This is a genomic window from Shewanella avicenniae (assembly GCF_017354945.1).
In the GTDB taxonomy this organism is placed as follows: Bacteria; Pseudomonadota; Gammaproteobacteria; order Enterobacterales; family Shewanellaceae; genus Shewanella; species Shewanella avicenniae.
The window spans coordinates 594,190-611,994 of sequence record NZ_CP071503.1; the positions used below are offsets into that span (position 1 = coordinate 594,190).

10 protein-coding genes are annotated in these 17,805 nt (G+C 52.3%); 8 read left to right on the top strand and 2 right to left on the bottom strand.

Annotated features, from left to right (window positions below):
- Positions 1 to 4: 4 nt before the first annotated feature.
- From JYB87_RS02545 to JYB87_RS02565, 5 genes are all read left to right on the top strand, one after another.
- The gene (locus JYB87_RS02545) at positions 5 to 2,518 is read left to right on the top strand and encodes a vWA domain-containing protein (protein WP_207355349.1); all 2,514 of its coding nucleotides are present in this window, start codon (positions 5 to 7) and stop codon (positions 2,516 to 2,518) included.
- 2 nt (positions 2,519 to 2,520) lie between these two features.
- Entirely contained in the window at positions 2,521 to 8,643 is a 6,123-nt protein-coding gene (locus tag JYB87_RS02550; protein ID WP_207355350.1) for a tetratricopeptide repeat protein, read from the top strand.
- A 68-nt stretch (positions 8,644 to 8,711) separates the two neighbouring features.
- Positions 8,712 to 9,659 carry a pepsin/retropepsin-like aspartic protease family protein gene (locus tag JYB87_RS02555; RefSeq protein WP_207355351.1) on the top strand — a complete coding sequence of 316 codons (948 nt, stop codon included), beginning with the start codon at positions 8,712 to 8,714 and terminating at the stop codon, positions 9,657 to 9,659.
- Between the two features lie 595 nt (positions 9,660 to 10,254).
- Positions 10,255 to 12,165 (top strand): HAMP domain-containing methyl-accepting chemotaxis protein, encoded by a 1,911-nt coding sequence (locus tag JYB87_RS02560; protein WP_207355352.1) that lies wholly within the window; start codon positions 10,255 to 10,257, stop codon positions 12,163 to 12,165.
- A gap of 27 nt (positions 12,166 to 12,192) precedes the next feature.
- Entirely contained in the window at positions 12,193 to 14,313 is a 2,121-nt protein-coding gene (locus JYB87_RS02565) for a putative bifunctional diguanylate cyclase/phosphodiesterase (protein WP_207355353.1), read from the top strand.
- Between the two features lie 131 nt (positions 14,314 to 14,444).
- Here the strand turns inward: JYB87_RS02565 and yegD are convergent, their stop codons facing one another.
- On the bottom strand, positions 14,445 to 15,797 hold the full coding sequence (gene yegD / locus JYB87_RS02570; protein ID WP_207355354.1) for a molecular chaperone: 1,353 nt from the start codon (positions 15,795 to 15,797) through the stop codon (positions 14,445 to 14,447).
- 177 nt (positions 15,798 to 15,974) lie between these two features.
- On the opposite strand from yegD, the gene JYB87_RS02575 reads away from it, so the two are divergent.
- Positions 15,975 to 16,226 (top strand): DUF2999 family protein, encoded by a 252-nt coding sequence (locus tag JYB87_RS02575; RefSeq protein ID WP_207355355.1) that lies wholly within the window; start codon positions 15,975 to 15,977, stop codon positions 16,224 to 16,226.
- Between the two features lie 152 nt (positions 16,227 to 16,378).
- Complete coding sequence (locus tag JYB87_RS02580; protein ID WP_207355356.1) at positions 16,379 to 16,585, top strand: hypothetical protein; 207 nt, start codon at positions 16,379 to 16,381, stop codon at positions 16,583 to 16,585.
- Between the two features lie 91 nt (positions 16,586 to 16,676).
- Here the strand turns inward: JYB87_RS02580 and JYB87_RS02585 are convergent, their stop codons facing one another.
- The gene (locus JYB87_RS02585) at positions 16,677 to 17,261 is read right to left on the bottom strand and encodes a class I SAM-dependent methyltransferase (RefSeq protein WP_207355357.1); all 585 of its coding nucleotides are present in this window, start codon (positions 17,259 to 17,261) and stop codon (positions 16,677 to 16,679) included.
- Between the two features lie 206 nt (positions 17,262 to 17,467).
- On the opposite strand from JYB87_RS02585, the gene JYB87_RS02590 reads away from it, so the two are divergent.
- On the top strand, positions 17,468 to 17,776 hold the full coding sequence (locus tag JYB87_RS02590) for a hypothetical protein (RefSeq protein WP_207355358.1): 309 nt from the start codon (positions 17,468 to 17,470) through the stop codon (positions 17,774 to 17,776).
- Positions 17,777 to 17,805 lie beyond the last annotated feature (29 nt).

Genomic DNA, 17,805 nt, shown 5'->3' on the forward strand with positions numbered 1-17,805 from the left:
CGGCGTGAGTTTAACGATATTGCATCCGTGGGGTGCGTTATTACTGTTGGCATTGCCGCTGATTTGGTGGCTGGGGCGCAGCGTGTCGCGCCAGCAACGACTGCTGCGTTGTGGTCTTTTTGCCTTGCTCGCCTTGGCTCTGATGCAGCCGGTACTCTTGCATCAAACCGCACAGCAAGTGCGGGTGGTGGTGATCGATCAATCCGCCAGTTTAACGGCGGCGGCCAAGCAACAAGCGCAGCAACTATTACAACAGCGACTGCAACAACAGCAGTCGTCTGCTGAGCAGTTAGCTGTGGTGCAGCTGGGCGGTGAGCCCTTGTCGCAACAGCTGTTGCAGCCACTGACACCACAAGCGCTAACCTATCTCGACAGCCAAAGTTCTTCACTGGGCAACGCAATTCACCATGCGCTGAGCTTAATTCCCGCTGGGCAAGCAGCGCGTATCGAACTGATCAGCGATGGCATGGCCACCGACAATCATTGGTCACAGCTGTTAGCCGAATTGGCGCTGCGGCAGGTGAGTTTAGATTGGATTGCCATCCCCGCAGCAACGGCCGCGCCGTTTATTGCCGAGGTGCAGGCCGCTGAAGTACGCATTGGCCAGATCCCAACCTTAACCGTGGCCATTGAAGGCCGCAGTGAGCAGTCACTGACGCTGCAAGCATGGGCAAATGGCGAACTGGTTACTGCGCAAACCGTGGCCGCAGCGCCGTTGAATGGCGCACAGCGCAGCAGTGTTAGCCTCAGTTTGCCTGCAGCCAGTCAAGCCTTTAGCCAATTGACGTTGAAACTAGTCAGCGCCCAAGCAGATTCAAATGCGCCAAGTAATACGCTCGATGAACGTGAGTGGTTACTTGCGGCACAGCCTGCTTATTCAGTGTTATACGCCAGCAGTGATGCATCTGCTGCGGCTAAGTTACAGCAACTGCTGGGTGATGCCTTTAATGTCGAAGCGGCTAATTTACCGCTGGCCAGCGACATCGATTTCAGCCGTTATCACACTGTGATGCTGGATAACTTAGCCAGCGAACAATTGCCAGAATTGACCCAAAAACGCCTGCAAGATGCGGTGCAGCAGGGCGTCGGTTTAGTGTACAGCGGCGCCGATAATGCCTTTGCCAGTCCAGAGTTTGCCAAGCAACCCATCGCCGAGTTACTGCCGGTAGAGTTACAACAGCAAGAGCAACAACGCGAACCGAGTGTGGCGTTAGCAATTGTGATCGACAGCTCCGGTTCGATGAAAGGTCGGCCGATGGAGCTAGCCAAGCAGGTGGCACGCTTAGCGGTGAAAAAGCTCAAACCGCAAGATCAGGTGGGGATTGTTGAGTTCTATGGTACCCGTCAGTGGGCGGTGCCGATGCAACCGGTGGAAAACCCCAAAGAGATTGAGCGTGCCATTGGCCGTATGCAAGCGCAGGGCGGCAGCGAGTTGTTTCCCGCAATTCAAGAAGCCTATTTTGGACTGAAAAACAGCCAGAGCCGTTATCGTCATATTTTGTTGATCACCGATGCCGCAGTGGAAGAGGAAAACTACCAGCGTTTGCTGCGGTTTATCGCCCAAGATCAGATCAACGTTTCTGCGGTGATGGTCGGTGACAGCCAAGGTGGCGAGCAGCGCATGGCGGAGCTGGCTAACTGGGGCCGTGGCCGTTTTTACGCCATCCATGATGAATTTAAGATGGTGGAACTGAACTTCCATCGTCCCTCAAGCGAGCCGCAACCTGTTTATCAAACGGGGCGTTATACGGTGCAAGCTACCGATGGCGTGACGCTGCCAATACCGCTGCAAGGTTTTGCCAAGGTGCAGGCCAAAGCCGCCGCCAAGGTGAGCTACCAATTGGCCGACAACAAAGCGCCGGTGCTGAGTCATTGGCGAGTCGGCGCCGGCAATGTGACCGCGTTGATGTTCAGCCCGCTCGGCAGCAGTACTCAAAATTGGCAGCAGTGGCCAGAGTATGGCCAATGGTTGGGTCAGCAAATTGCCGCTAGTGCCGATCCATTCGCGACGATGCAGTTGCTCAGTCAACGTCAGGGCGATGAACTGCGGTTGCAATTAATCTTGAGTGAGCCAGCTATAACCGCGCCAAGCCTGTCGTGGAAAGCGGCTAACGCCAGTGAATGGCAAGCAATAGCGCTTACGCAACGTTCGCCAAACCAGTACAGCGCGCTGCTGTCGGTGGCTAACGCCCAAGCGCTGCAGCTGCAAGCTCAACTGCGTGGACAACCGCTGCGCGCCGTAGCACAAGCCAGTAGCGATCAAGTGAGTGAACTCAAAGTGCCACAAGGGTTTGCGCAATTGCTGCCGCAAGCCGTGACCACACTGAATGGCAGCATCTATCGCGCCGATGAGCTGTTAGAAAACCCCAATCGTGCCGCTCATACAGCTGAGCTGCGGCCACAATTGACCGCCACCAGTCTGTATCCGTTGTGTTTACTGTTGGCATTGTTGCTGTACTTTGTTGAGATTATTTATCGTCGTTGGCCTACTCGTGGCGCAGGTGCATTAGGAAAATGAGCATGAGATTTCGATTAAAACCCCTATTGCTTGCGCTCACGCTTGGCGGGTATTACGTGCCATCGCTGCAGGCTGCCAACACCAGTGAACTGGCACAGCAACTCAGCAGTGCGTCGCCAAGTCTGCAACAGATTAACCAAGCGTATGCCAACGCCTTAGTGGCTGGCACGCGCGTCGATGAACTGTTGACCTCGCTGCAACAATCCGCCGCCAAGGCCACAACGGCGGCAGTGAAAGCCGATGCCTACTTGAGCATGGCCGTGATCCAATGGCATCAGGGCGATTTAACCGCTGCGGCTAAACTGCTGCAACAGTCAGTGGCCACTGCAGCCAATCCACGTAATCTTGCGCTTGCGGCCGATTTGGCTGATGCCCAAGGCGATAAAACCAAGGCGTTAGCGCACTACCAACAACTGCTGACGCTAAGTGACAATAGTTCCAGCAAACAAACGGTTGCTGCCAAAATAGCGCTGCTTGATGGCAGCAATGTCGCACTGGTGCGCTTTGCTGATGCTTACCCGCAGCAGCGCTTCGCGGTGGCCTCCATTTTGGCACTGAAACATCAGCCGCAGCAGGCCAGCGAACTGGCGCTCAAGCAAACCAACCTTAGCGTGGCGGAACTGCTTACCTTGGCTGATTGGCAGCTCGCAGCGGGGCAATATCGCGCTGCCGCTAAATCTTCCTGGACTGCCTATCAACAAGCCGATGGCGACGCCGATCGCCACTATGGTTTGTCGCTGTTTATTGAAGCTTACCGCGATGCGGGTGACTTAACTGCCGCAGCTGCAAGCTTAGCCAACGCCAAGCAAGCGCCGTTAGTGGCCGATGTACGCTTGGATTTGCTGTTGGAGCTGGGGCGCTATGATGATGCCTTGACCTTGATCGACACGGTTGATGCCCAGCGCACCAATGCCGCATTGCAAAGCCGTCGCAGCGCGATTTTAGCCTTAGCCAATCGCCCGCAGGCGTTGCTGCAAGAGTACCAACAGCAGATTGCCAAGCAGCCACATGAACTGGCGGCTTATAACGGTCTCGCGGCGCAATACGTCAACCAAGGCAACACACAGCAAGCGGTGGCGGTGTATCAGCAGTTCGCCCGCAGTAACGCAAAAAACTTGCCGCTATTGCTGCAAGCCGCCAAGCGGATGATCGCCATGGGGCTGACCGATGACGCGGTAAACTTGATGCAGCAGTACGCCGCTAACGCCAATGCGCAAACCAGCCTGCAGCAGTTTTTGTTTGAAACCTATCTCAACAAAGGCGACAACGACGCCGCAGCAAAGGTGTTGGCGACACTTGACCAACAACTGCCCAAAGACAGCATGCAGCGCCTGACGCTGGCCGAAAACTATGAACGTTTACTGCAACCCCAGCAGGCATTGACGTGTTTGGTGGCGCTTGAACAACTGCGTGGCAATTTAGGCTATGACCAAGCGCTGCACATCGCTGCATTGGCTGACAGTGTCGGTGACAAAGCGCAAGCGCTAAGCCGTTGGCAGCAGTTGTGGTTACAAGCCAAATTACCCGCTCGACGTAACTTTTTAGAAAACCGCATCGTTGAGGCGGCCACTCAACTTGGCAAGCTGGACAGTATGGCGGCTGAGTTGGCGAGTAAGGTGCAAGCAGGCAGCGCCAGCCAAGCGCAACTTAACTTGTTGGTGAGCCTCTATTTGGCGCAACATCAAGCCGATAATGCCATTGCCGCGGTTGAGCAGTTTGCCAAGCAACAGCAGCTAAATGATATCGCTCGGCTGCAACAGCTGGCGGCGATATACGGTCATGAGCAAAACTACCCAGAATTAAACCGCATTTGGCGCCAGTTGGCCGATTTAGACAGTGCCAACGCGGGGCAATATTGGCAGCAAATTACTCTCAATAGCCTGCGCAACAATGTGTTTGAACAACAAGCGCCCCAAGCGGGAATGACACCACTGCAGCAACGTGCGCAGCAGGTGGATGAACTATTGGCGCAACTGAACCAACACGGCGAGCAGGTGGATCATCAGTTTGCTGCAGGCTTGTACGCAATGGCGGGCTTAACCGCGCAAGCGATTGCAGCGTATCAGCAAGCATTGGCGCAGCAGCCGGACAACAGCGATAACTTATTGCAGCTGGTGGAGCTACTGAAACAACAGCAGCAGTTTGTGCAGGCGGCCAGCTTACTGCAATTGCAGTTGTTGAACGCCGCCAACCCGGATGGCAAATTTGCTGCGGTGGATGGCATATTGAATCTGTTTACAGGGGGCGAATCAGGCTTGCCCGAACAGGCTCAACTTTACGGTGAGCAAGTGCTGCAATGGCTGCAACGCCGCCTGTTTGAACAACTGTTGACTGATGTCGAGCCAAGTCGGGTACTGTTGTCGTTAGCTGATTTGGGGCAACAACAAGCTGACTTTAGCCTGAGTGAATTTGCCAGTCGGCAACTGCTGGCGGTCAATTCCAGCCAACGGGCAGCGGTACTGCGTTCCTTGATCAGCCAATACACCACCTCGACCGATCCGTTTGCCAATACTGGCCCTGCCATTGGTGACAACAGTAAGAAGCTGCAATTTGGTCGTCGATTGCTGGCACTGCAACAAGAGTTTCCGCCATCACTTTACATCGATTTGGGCAAAGCCCTGTTAGCCGATGGTGATGTACTGGGCGCTGAACGGGCGTTTTCGATGATGATCGACATTCCCGGCATTGTGAATGTGAAGCAGCAAAAGGGTGAGGCTTATGCCAACGCTGGTTACGATCAACAGGCGTTGACCTACTATCAACAGGCGTTAGTGACCGAACAAAACAATCTGGAATTGCTGCTGAATACCGCGATTTTGCAGCAGCAGTTAGGCGAGCGTCAGGTCGCGAGTTACTGGTATTGGCAGGGGCTAAACAGCTTGCTGCAGAGCCGTGCATTGACCTCCGATGGTCGTCCAGATCCGATTTTCTCTGATTTTCATCGCTACTTTGATGCCTTGTCGGAAGGCTTAATGCTGACCTGGCCAAGCGATGCCAGCAAAGCGCAGCAGCTAAAGCAATCGTTACTACAGCTATTTGCCGACACCTTGTCGCAAAGTGCGGTGCCGATGACCGCGGCCAACTATGCCACCTTTCCGCGCTTACAAGCGGTCAGCGAACTGGTGCATGCGGTAGCGGCGTTTAATGGCGATGATGCACTGGCGCAAGCGATCGATACTCAGTTAAGTGCGCGGTTTGGCACCGATAACGCGTTGTTGCAATACCAACAAAATTACTTCCGCTACCGTGGTTTACAAAAAAGTAGTGGCCTGCAAACCAGTAGCCGTCAGCCAAACGCGGCAAGTTCACCACTGCAACAATTGGCGGCAGAAGCTGATGCCAGCGATAACTTCCCGCTGCAATTGCTGTTGGCGCTGGAGCACCAAGATTGGCCGCAGCTGCGTCGATTGGTTGAGCTCGTTATCGCTGCCAATGTCAGCCAAAACCCAACCATGCAGCAACAGATGCTGAAATCGCAGTACTATTTTGTGCTGCAACAGGCGTTTGACCGAATGCCGCTGCCGCAGTTTGTTAGCGAATTCTGGCCACTGTTGCTGCAGGTTGATAATGCCGAATTGGTGTGCTTCCAACTGCTGCGCTATCAACCGAGTATGTATAACGCAATTCAGCAGCAGTTGGGTAAACCCATTCTAAGCAATCAGCGCGTGGTGCAGATGTTGCTGGCTAACAGCAATGCGCCATTGCCGTATGGATTAAACGCCAACGGCAGTGATACTGAATTTAACCAACTGTTAATTAAACAGTTATCAACCGCTGAGTTGATCGATCTCTATGGTCAACTGCAACAGCTATATGAACAGCAGCGTCGCCAATTGCCGTTGCAACCTAAATTGCTGGAAGCCTTATTGCGCCGGTCGCTCAGCGCTGAACAGCAAACTGCGCTGCAACCGCTGTTGCTGCAAGGCGCGCTCTATTCTCCTATCGGTCAAAGCCCGGCTGCCGCAATTGTGGCCGCGATGCTGCAGCTCGATAGCGCCAAAACCAATCAGCCATTGCTGCTGAATGTTGCTAACGCCATTGTGCAACAACGGCCGGATTGCCAACTGTTGCTGCCGTTTCTGCAACAGTATTTTAGCGGCGATTTGACTGCGGCCTACGCCAGCTTGATGCAGATGCGCCAACAGCTTGGCCGTGGTTTGGGCTATGACTTTACCCAACCAATTGTGCAGCAATATCTGCAACCGCAGCGACAACAAGCCATCACTCAGTTTATGGCGCAAACCGCGGTGAGCAGCGATGCGGCCGACGCCTTTTATCAAACCATCGTGGTGGCTGAGAGCAATCCGCAGCTGCAACAGCGCTATTTACAGCAGCTGCAAACGTTGCAGCCAAGCAATCCGCTATACCTCAGCGAATTGTTGAAAAGTTACTGGCAGCAATCCGACTACGCGGCGTTTTGTCAGTTACTGCAGACATGGTTAACCGCGCAGCCAAGTGACGATAGCCAACTGCTGCTCAGCTTTGCCCAAGCGGTTGCTGCGCCTAATCAAGCCGTTGCCAGCGCCATTAGCGCCAATGTTGATGACGTAGTTGCGTGGCTTAATAAAGCCGGGCAAAACGCGGTGGGCTTAACCAGTTTGTACGCCAGTGTGCTGCAGCAGTTTGCGGCTACTTATCCGCAACTCGCGCTGGTTCAGCAGCTGCAACAACGTCAAGGTGCCGAGCAGATGATGGCGCCAAGCCAGGCCAGCAGCGCCAATTTACAGCGGTTAGCCAAGCTGTATCAGCAAGATCCACAAGCGGCCGTGGCTGTATTGGGCACCATGTGGCGCAATGCCATGGCGGGACGCAAACAGTTTGGTAGCGTCAATCTGAGCCGTGATGATCTGCTGCAATATCGCTATGACCTCGACGGTAATGTGCTATCAACGGCGCCAGCGACCAACCCTGCTGAGTTGTTGCAAGCGACGCCAGCAACGGCAGATTTACTGTCGGTGATGGCCGCATTGCCTGCGGCAACCGAGATGTTTGATGCTTGGCTGCGGGCATTGCCAGATGAACAGCGGCAAACTCAACAGCGTTTGTATCAATTGATCGTCAGCGGTTGGCAGCAACAATCGCTATTGAACAGCAAGGTCGCCGAATTGTGGCAACAAGCGAACCAAGGCGCACTGAGTGCGCATCAGCTCCAGCTGTTGCTGGCGGCATTGCAGCAAACCGATACGCCGTTAACTGCGGCACAACTGCAATTGCTCACGCAAGCCAGTGGCAATATCGTCATCATGCCTGCAACCGAGCGTATGGACTTCGCTCGTATTTTGGCGAGATCTAGTGATAACAGTGCGGCTGGCGAGATGCTGCAAGCGGCAGTATGGCAGTTGAACTATCCGGCGATGACCCAAGCTAATCGCATGGCAGCGATGCAACCCACAGCGCCTTGCATGCAAGACATTATTCAGTTGTTGGCTGCATGGCCGAATCGCACTGCAGCGATCCAAACGTTGCCACGCGTGCTCGCTACCATGATTGCCGGTAAGCCGCTCAAACCCGCGCCGCAGCAGTTGTGGCAAAGCTTTGTTGCCAGTGCGATCGCACAAGTGGCTGGTCAACAGGGGGCTGAGCTATTGCAGCAACAGTTCCCTGAGATTATCGCCGCGGCGGCCAATGCCGATGCGCCGCTAAGCTTGGTGTTAACGGTGTCGCAGGTGTATTTAGCCGCAGGTCAAACTGAACAAGCACAACCCTTGTTACAACGAGTGCTGAGTTATCAAGCACCCGCCGAGCAGGGCTGGTCTAATTATGATCGTGACAAGGCGCAGTTAGCTGTCACCCTGTTTGGCAACGTGCGTGGGCGTGTCGACGACACAGTGCTGACGCCGTGGCTGCAGCAGTATGCCGCGCAAGTGGATGCGCGTCAGTTAAGCGAGATGCTGCTGGCGATTGCTGGCCGTACTCAGGCTAACAAATCAGAGCTCAATGCTGACCTTTGGAGCAGCTTGCTGATTGTCACCGCACAGCAGTTAGCACTGGCGCCAAGCTCAGCGGCATCATCCGACTCCGCGGCTGCGTTACTGCAGCAAGGCATGGCGGCGTTGCCTGCACAAGCGCAACAAGCAAAGCAGCTGCTACAGCAAGCAGTCGTCAAGCTGTCACAACCGCGTTGATCTTGTCAGTTAGCGGTAAGCAATTGTTGGTAGCGTAAAATCATGACGATTTTTATGTGAGCCACACTATGCTTACCGCCCTGATGACCGCTTTATCTCTCACCACCGCCGCTGCTGCTGCGGTAACGGCTGCGCCGCCAGCGCCTGTTGCTCCTGTTGCTCCTGTTTCAATGGCGGCTGCAGCTATCGCCGAGCAAGCACCTGCTGCCGCGCAACTGCGTTATGAAAACCGTGGTCGGCCGGTGATTGAAACCCAAGTCAATGGTAAAGGCCCTTACTTTATGGTGGTCGATACCGGTGCCGAATCGAGCCTGATTGTGCCAGCGCTGGGCGATATTCTTGGCGTACAGCCGATGGATAGTGGCCTAGTGATCCGCGGTGCAACTGGTAAAATGCAAGCCAAGATGTACCCTATTGATGAGTTCAGCAGCGCCATCTTCCATGAACAGCAGATTGGTTTACTTGAATTACCTAATCCGGGTTCAACCCCTGCGGCAGGCATTGTCGGGATGGATCTTTTTGCCGATAAAGCCTTAGTGTTTGATATCGCTAATGGTCAACTGCGTACTGAAACCTCTGGCGCAGTGAAAGGCCATTACGCCACGGTAAAGGCGATTGATAACCAAAGTTTACTGATCAGCGTGATGGTGAGTTTAAATGGGGTGGAGATCCCGGCGCTGATTGATACCGGCGCAGCGGCCACTATTGGCAACTATGCCGCCATGCAAGCGCTCGGTTGGCAAACGGATTCGCCAGAATTACAAGATGATGGCGCGATTCGTGGCTCTACCGCCCATACCAGCGCCATTAAAAAAGCGGCGATTAGCACCTTTGCTTTTGGGCCACTGAAAATGCGTGATGTACCGGTGCGCTTTACCACCCAAGATGATGGCCAAGCCGCACGTATTACCCTCGGCAGTGATTTGCTGAATAACTTCATCGGTTTCGCGCTGGACTTTCCAAAACGCGAGTTGCTGATCATGCTGCCAGACGCGCCTGGAATAGCGGCGCAATAGTCCCTGTCTTGCCTTAACGGATAGCGTTGTACCGCTGCTGCAGGTGGTACAGCGCAACGCCTACATCCTGAACCACGGTGCAACATCTTCTCAGCTAGCATCACAGAAATCGCCAATAAATCCGTGATTAACGTGGTGCAAAATGACCATCTTCGCTGACATTTTGTGTGATCTAGATCTAGTTAAATTACAAATTGTGAAACTTAATTTAGACTTAAATTAATTTACTTGAAAAACGTATACGATATACGGAGGATCTAGGGCGTAACTAAGTGGTAAGGCGTAAAAAATCGTATTTAATTTAAGTGGGTTAACCCATTATCAGCGCAAGGAAGAGCATGATGAAGATAAAATATGATGTAAACCTACTCATCCCTAGAAAACTAGGCATGATTCAAATTCGTAAGAAAATTTCTCAATTTGGGGTTACTGGCCGATTGCCGCTAAGTTCAGCCCAATATTAACTAAAAATGTTGTCCGATTGAATGCAGGTAAGTCCACCTGTGAGGTCGTCACACCTTGCGTTCAGTATAAAAATAACCAGTTGTTGGTGCGTAATTACCTTTAGCGCACCCATTTTAGGACTATGACGCACATGGAAAATATTTCGATTGCAGCAAAGCTAGGAATCGGCTTTGGTATTCTCATTGTTTGTAGCTTAGTTTTGTCACTTACTGGGTGGACGGGCCTTGATAATGTGATTGATGGGGGAAAGAAGCTTTACGCGATTCAGCATGTTAATAAAGTTATTTCAGACACCAAAGCCGCACGCGAAAACTACCTGCGCAGCATGAGCGCCGATCACAAACAACAGCTTGCCGATAACATTCAAGAAATCATCACCGCGCTAAACACCCAAAAACTAAAATACCAATCAGAAGCAGCGATCATTAAGATTGAGCAAGCCTTGAGTGCTATGAATAGCTATCAAGGTGTATTCCAACGGCTCGCAGCTGTGGTGGATAACAAAGCGAGTAAGTCAGCCTCGGCATTGCAAATGGCGGATGATGCGATTCGCTTACAAGCACAGTTAGTGAATCAGTTGGACGCCAGCGCTGACCCAGCAAGCCATTGGCAAACTATGGCTGAGTTGAATGCGATCAGCGTGCAGTTGGAGCAATTGAAGAATATTGCCAATCATTGGTTGCTGGGGGGTGCGAAAGATCCACAGATCTACTCGCAGGTTCAATCCAAATTAGCCAACGCAATGACTGACTTGGCAGCTGTGAGTCAGCGCGATGCCAGCGTCAACAGCCGCAGCACAGTGGAAGCATTGAATCAGTTGCAATCAGTTTACCAACAACTGGTGCAGATTGATGTCAGCGTAGTGCAGCTCACTGATGAGTTTGCCAGCGTTGCCGTAACGGTACGTAACAGCATTGATGCCTTAGAGCAGTTCCAAACCGAACGCCAACGCGGTTTCAGTAGTCAGGCACAAATGATGTTAATTATCGTGTCTGTCATTGCGATCCTGGTGGGTATAGTGTTGACACAACGTATTACCGCGCTGATCGCTAAACCATTGCATGAAACCGCTGAGTTGGCGTTAAAAATCGCGAAAGGCGATTTGAGCCAGCACTTTACTAACATTACTCGTAAAGATGAAGTGGGTGTGTTGCAGAGCGCTATGGCTGAAATGAACACCGCCTTGAAAGAGTTATGCGGCAACGTATCTTCTGGAATTTCTGAGTTAGCGGCGGCGGCAACTCAGCTGTCGGCGGTGACCGAACAAAACCGCGTAGGGATGCGTCAGCAGCATGTTGAAATCGAACAAGTCGCTGCAGCCATGAACGAGATGACTACCACAGTGCATGATGTGGCCAGCAACGCGGAACAGGCGTCTGAGGCTACAACCTCGGCAGAACAAGTGACCAAAGACGGCTCCCTCTGTGTGGAATCGGCCATGCAAGGGGTGCAAGAGCTGAGTCGGGTGATTGACCAAACTTCTGCGGCGATGGAAGCGCTGGCGCAACAAAGTGACAGCATCGGCGGCGTTTTGGAAGTGATTAAAACCGTGGCTGAACAAACTAACTTGCTGGCACTGAACGCGGCCATTGAGGCGGCGCGCGCCGGTGAGGCAGGGCGAGGTTTTGCCGTAGTGGCAGACGAAGTGCGTAACTTGGCGCAACGTACTCAACAATCGACTTCTGAAATTGAAACTATGATTCAGAAGTTACAAGATGAAGCACATAACTCTCTGAGGTTGATGGGCACCAGTCGAGAGATTGCCATGGCAAATGCCGATGCAGCAGGAAGTGTCGGTGCTTTGTTTGAGCGTATCGCCAGTGCTGTGTCTCACATTCAATCGATGAACCAGCAGATTGCCACTGCCGCCGAAGAGCAAAGCGTGGTTGCGGAAGAGATCAACCGCCGCGTGGTGCAGGTGAATGACATTGCCGATGAAACTGCGTTAGCGTCTAACGAAACCGCTGAAGCCACTGAACGCTTGGCGGCTTTAGGCACGCAACTAAAAGGTGCCATAGCCCGATTTATCGTGGCTTGTTAGTCGTCGGTAACAGAGGGGAAATTCTGCATGTATGAATCCACGCCTCTCGAACTTGAACCGTTTGAGAGGCGCAAAAATCGCATTCAACACCGTGTCAACCAAATGTTGTTTGGTAATGACTTTGATTATGACACTGTGTTTGAGCAGCTGACGGCGCGATTTGCCCCGCTGGCGCTGGATGATGTCCATGTGCGATTCTTCAAAATACTCGAGCTTGAGCAAACACAGGATGCGGAACTCGCCGCCGTGTTTGCTTTTGCGAAAACCAAAGCCTATGACGGCCAGTTTTGGCCGTTGTGTCCTGAGATTGAGCTAACCCATGCCTACTTTGCCCTTTATGAGTTAGAAGAGTTGTGTGGTTTGCTGCGGATCAGCGGTAACGACATTCTGCAGCGTTTAAGTAGCCAATCGCTGGGCATTTATTTCAACTGTACCTCGGCCAAGCTCAGTTACCGCTTGAGCGATTTCTTGCGCATGTCGCGTTTAAATCTGGCCAATAAGGTGATTAGTCACGCTCGCGAAGCGATTGTGATTACTGATCCCAGTGGTGTCATTATTCGGGTCAACGAGTCGTTTACCCGCATCACCGGTTACAGCGCTGAAGAGGCAATTGGTCAAACGCCGCGCGTACTCAAATCTGGCGTGCAATCCGACAGTTTTTATCAAGAGTTGTGGCAACAGTTGCTGGATAAAGGCTATTGGTTTGGTGAGTTCGTTAACAAAACCAAAAGCGGCAAAATCTACAATCAGCGTGGTTCGATTTCGGCAATTCATAACGACGAAGGCGAGCTGAAATATTTCGCGGCAATGATGGAAGATGTGACCGAGCTAAAACGCTCTGAAGCCACTCTCAACAGGCTCAGCTATTTCGATGCACTCACCGGTTTGCCCAATCGGGTCAAGCTCAAGCGTGACTACAGCGAATACCTCGCCACAGAAAGCGGCACACCTGCCGAAGTTGCAGTGCTGGTGATTGACCTTGATGATTTTAAGCATGTTAACGATGCCATGGGGCATGGCTTTGGCGATGAGCTGCTAAAAGCCGTCGCCGAGCGGATCCGTGATGTGGTTGACACGACGGGCACGGTTTATCGCTTTGGCGGTGACGAATTTGTGGTGCTTACGAAATATCACCCGAACCGTACGTTAGAGCTGGTGGAAAACCTGATTGAACGGATGAAAGCCCAGTATGAAGTGCGTTTTAGCCCAATTTTAATCAGCTGCTGTATTGGTATTGCGATTTCTGGGCGCGATGGCGACACCCTTGATCAACTGATGAGTCGCGCCGATCTGGCGATGTATTCCGCGAAAGAGGGCGGGCACTCGCGCTTTGCGTTTTGCTCCGATGAGCTGCATCAATCGGCGTTCAATAATCTCTATATCCGTGGCGAACTGAAATCGGCCCTAGCCTCAGAGCAGATGCGACTGGTATATCAACCCAAGCGCTGTATTGCCGCTGAATCTGTGGTGGGCTGCGAAGCGTTAGTGCGTTGGCAACATCCGCTAGAAGGCGACATTAGCCCGGTGCAATTTATTCCGATAGCCGAGCGTTCAGGGATGATTGTGGAGATCGATTATTGGGTGCTGCACGCCGCGATCAAACAGCTGGCCTGTTGGCGCAACAATGGCTTACAGGTCGTGCCGGTGGCAATTAACGTGTCGTTGCCGACCTTTGCTCACGATGGTTTTGTGGAAGATCTACAATCCCTGCTGCAGCGATATGATGTGCCCGGCGAGATGATTGAGTTGGAAATCACCGAGCGGGTGGCATTGCGGCAGGTGCGCAGCGCTTCAGCGGTAATGCACAACATTATCGCGCTGGGGATTAAGATCTCGATGGATGATTTTGGCACGGGGTATTCGAGCCTGTCGTATCTGAATCAACTGCCGATTTCGACGTTGAAAATCGACCGCGCCTTTGTCAGCGATATCGAACAAGATCCGCTGAAACAGGGGATTACTGGTGCTATTGTGGCGATGGCCAAAGCGATGAAACTCAAAACGGTGGCAGAAGGCGTGGAGACCGAAGCTGAATTCAACTATTTAGCACAGTTAGGCTGCGATCAACTGCAAGGTTATTACTATGCCAAGCCATTGTCTGCGCAAGCATTTGTCGAGTGGTTGGCGGAAGATACGCTTGCGGTTTAAGCGACTGAATAGCGGAGCTCATTCAATACAAAAAGCCCAAACATTGCGTTTGGGCTTTTTGCTGTTAGCGTTTTAGCAATTCAGCTAAGCGCTGGTCGACTAAGTGCGGAAATTCAAACAAGCGCTGGTGCTTAACTAAAACACACCTTGGCCCAGCGGGCGAGGCCAGCGGTGACTGAGCCAAAGTCGTTGCCACTCACTAACGGCACATTGGGCAACACTTCCGCCACCGCTTGGCGCAGCACCGGTGAACGCGCTGAGCCGCCGGTCATAAACACCACATCGGGCGTGGTGCCACCTTGGGTTATGGCTTCTTGTACCAGCTTGGTGATCTGCTGCTTGGGTACTTCTAACGCTTGCACCATATCGTCAAACTGCATGGCAAATTGCAGCAGTTCGTTTTCAAGCGTCATGCTGCTGTGATAATCCGGCGTTTGCGACAGCGCAATTTTGGCCTCTTCGGCGCGGCGCACTAGGCTGTAACCGAGGGTATCGTAGTAGACTTCCAGCAAGCGTTTGACCTTCTCGGGTTCAGTCGCTTCTTTCAGCAGCAGCTTCAATTCTGCCAAATTGCGTTGGCCATAAAACTCGTTTTGCGCCGAGAGATCGTTGATTGCCAGCGGGTTCCACAGCTGCTTCATCGGCATCTCTAAGCCAGAGTCGAGGCGACTGCCCAAGCCAAAATGCGGCATCAACTGGCGAAAAGCCAAGTGAATATCCAGATCGTTACCGCCGACCCGTTGGCCACTGTGTGCCAGCAAACTGGCGCTGCGATCCTTGGCGTCACGCCAGCTTGGCCCCATGCGTAGCAGTGAGCAGTCGGTAGTCCCGCCGCCAATATCCACCACTAACACGGTTTGCTCTTCGCTTAGGCTGGCTTCATATTCCAGCCCTGCGGCCACCGGTTCAAACTGAAACTGCACCTGTTTGAAACCCGCGCGATGGGCCGCGCGGCGCAAAATCGCTTCCGCCTGTTGATTCGAGTCTTCACCGCCGCTGCCTTGAAAGTTAATTGGCCGCCCAATCACCGCATCGCTAATGCTTTGTTGGCAGGCCTGCTCGGCGCGCTGTTTGATGTTAGCCATCATCACGCACACCAAATCTTCAAAAAAGCGCAGCTGCATCTCGTGCAAGCCCATCGCCCCAAGGAACGACTTAGGCGATTTAACGTAATACAGATCTTGCGGATGGGCTAAGTACAGCTCTAATGCCGCTTGGCCAAACAATAGGTCAGCTTGTTGCAGCTCGATGCCTTCTTCGCGGTTGGCCGCCATTGCCCGGCGCAGCAGTTGTTGCCCTGCGGCATCAGCCGGTTCAATTTGGCAGAAGCGAAACAGATATTCAGACACCGAATCGCGTGTTGGCGCAGCAAGGGTGGAGGGCAGGTAGAATTGGTCGTTTTCCAGCACCAGCAATTGCGGCTCGCCGCTGAGCATATGCGCTACCGAACAGTTAGATGTGCCGTAATCAAAACCAATATACATAAATGTGCCTGCGCCTAACTCAAAAAGAAAAGCCGCATAAGCTAACGTAAAACGCGCGAATCAGCAAATCAGATTCCACGACCACTTAGCTGAGATGTTGCGCTGAGATACACCTACGCCAGCGGCAATGTTAAACTAGCCGCCATTAGTTGAAATGCGACTGCAAAAGGTGATGCTGTGAACCCGATTATCGCGCTGTTAAAAGAACACAATATTAGCAACGAGCAGATTGGCGAGTTGTTTCAAACCCTGACCCAAAACCCTCTGGCGGCAATGGCGATTATTGGCCAGCTCGGCCTGCCCCCAGAAAAGCTGCAACAGCTGATGGGGCAGGTGATGCAAAACCCGGCGCTGCTGAAACAAGCGGTAGAAGAGCTGGGGCTGGATTTCTCCAAAGTAGAAGCCGCCAAAGAACAGTTGAAAAAGTAACTTGTCACTGACGTGATTAAAAAAGGCCATTACGCACATGCGAATGGCCTTTTTGTTTTAGTAAAAATCTATTAACATCATCAAGTTGTGACGGTATAGATATGCAAGTTACTTATAAACCTATTGCACATAACTAAAGGACTGGTGAGCAGATGAAAGCGGTTAAAGGATTAATGCTGTTAGCGTACATCGCAATTGTAGTGGGTTGTTACCTTCACTTTTTTGCCCCCACAGAGCGAACCGAGCTTGAAAAACTGGTTGTCCAAGTATCAGAAGAGCACGGTTATAGCGTGAACTATGTCTCCGTTGAAGTTTGTTACGGTATTGCGCCACTGAGCTTTTGTACCAAGATGCGTTGATATCCAATGCGCTTAGTTTACCGCATAGCGTATGCGGCTTAAGTGTACCGCTTCGCTTGGCAGTGAAGCATGCTAAAACTCATTTGCAACCTTAGCGTTTTGCTATCAGCTGAACCACTGCGCCAGTGCCGGTGTGTTTGTCGCCTTCGATAATATCGCGTTCGATTTCGGCGAGTTGCAGAATGTTAGCCTCAGCAAATTCGGCAGCGATGGCATCAGGCTCCATTAACAGGTCGAGCATTTTCGGGCCGCCGGTGCCAAAAGCCAGTTGCCTTGGCGTGTAGCCTTCCAGTAAAAATACCCCGTTCGGCTTTAACCCTTGCAGCGCGCGTTGGTGCACTTGTTGTCTGAGGCTGGACGGTAAATGGCAGAATACCGACACAATGGCATCCCACTGTTCAGTACCAAATTCAAACTCTGCCAGATCCGCATGAATATACTCAACGGCTACCCCTTGGCTAGCGGCCAGTTTGGCGGCCTTTTCTAAACCCACTTTTGACAGATCGACCGCGGTCACCTGATAGCCTTGTTTGGCAAGAAACACCGAGTTGCGGCCTTCACCATCGGCCAAACACAGCACTTTGCCTTTGGGCAGTTGCTGCACGTTTTCAGCTAAAAACTGATTCGGTTCAGTACCATAGACATAGCGGTCGCTGTTAAAAATCTCATCCCACATAAATCGGTTGTCCTGTTAAGCGTAAGCGGCAATAGCGTGCTGTAGATATATCATAAATTTTTTCTAATATAACATGCAGCGTCATATTTGTGCTGACTTGGTCAAGCAATGGATTTTTACGCGACATAACGCCATATCACTGTAAAATGTGCGCCTTATACGCGCTGCGCCGCAAGTTAGGCTTCCAAAATTTAGGCTGCAAAACCATGAAAAAGCTCTCTAACGTACAACTCAAACAACAAGCCATTGTGCACGCGGTGGCCGATGCCCTTGAAGCGCAAGCCCGCGAAGAAATCCCCGGCATGGTGCAATGTTGGTTTGATTTGGAATATCACCACTTTCCCGGTTCGCTGTTGCTACGGTTTCAGTTTGCGGATGAGCAAGCGTTAGCCGCCGCCGAAGCTGAGTTGCCCAAGTGGCAGAAGCGCCTTAGCGCGGCGTTGCTGAAAAAGGGTATTGTGCTTAAGGATATGCGGAAGAATTTGATTTTTACCCTAGCGGGGCCTGAGGATTAGGCTGTTTGGATGCGCGAAACAGTTTTCGC

Bases quoted from the DNA above. Each gene is read 5' to 3' on its own strand.
- JYB87_RS02555 (WP_207355351.1), top strand. From the start codon at position 8,712: ATGCTTACCGCCCTGATGACCGCTTTATCTCTCACCACCGCCGCTGCT.
- JYB87_RS02550 (WP_207355350.1), top strand. From the start codon at position 2,521: ATGAGATTTCGATTAAAACCCCTATTGCTTGCGCTCACGCTTGGCGGG.
- JYB87_RS02585 (WP_207355357.1), bottom strand. From the start codon at position 17,261: ATGTGGGATGAGATTTTTAACAGCGACCGCTATGTCTATGGTACTGAA.
- JYB87_RS02565 (WP_207355353.1), top strand. From the start codon at position 12,193: ATGTATGAATCCACGCCTCTCGAACTTGAACCGTTTGAGAGGCGCAAA.
- JYB87_RS02560 (WP_207355352.1), top strand. From the start codon at position 10,255: ATGGAAAATATTTCGATTGCAGCAAAGCTAGGAATCGGCTTTGGTATT.
- JYB87_RS02590 (WP_207355358.1), top strand. From the start codon at position 17,468: ATGAAAAAGCTCTCTAACGTACAACTCAAACAACAAGCCATTGTGCAC.
- JYB87_RS02580 (WP_207355356.1), top strand. From the start codon at position 16,379: ATGAAAGCGGTTAAAGGATTAATGCTGTTAGCGTACATCGCAATTGTA.
- yegD (WP_207355354.1), bottom strand. From the start codon at position 15,797: ATGTATATTGGTTTTGATTACGGCACATCTAACTGTTCGGTAGCGCAT.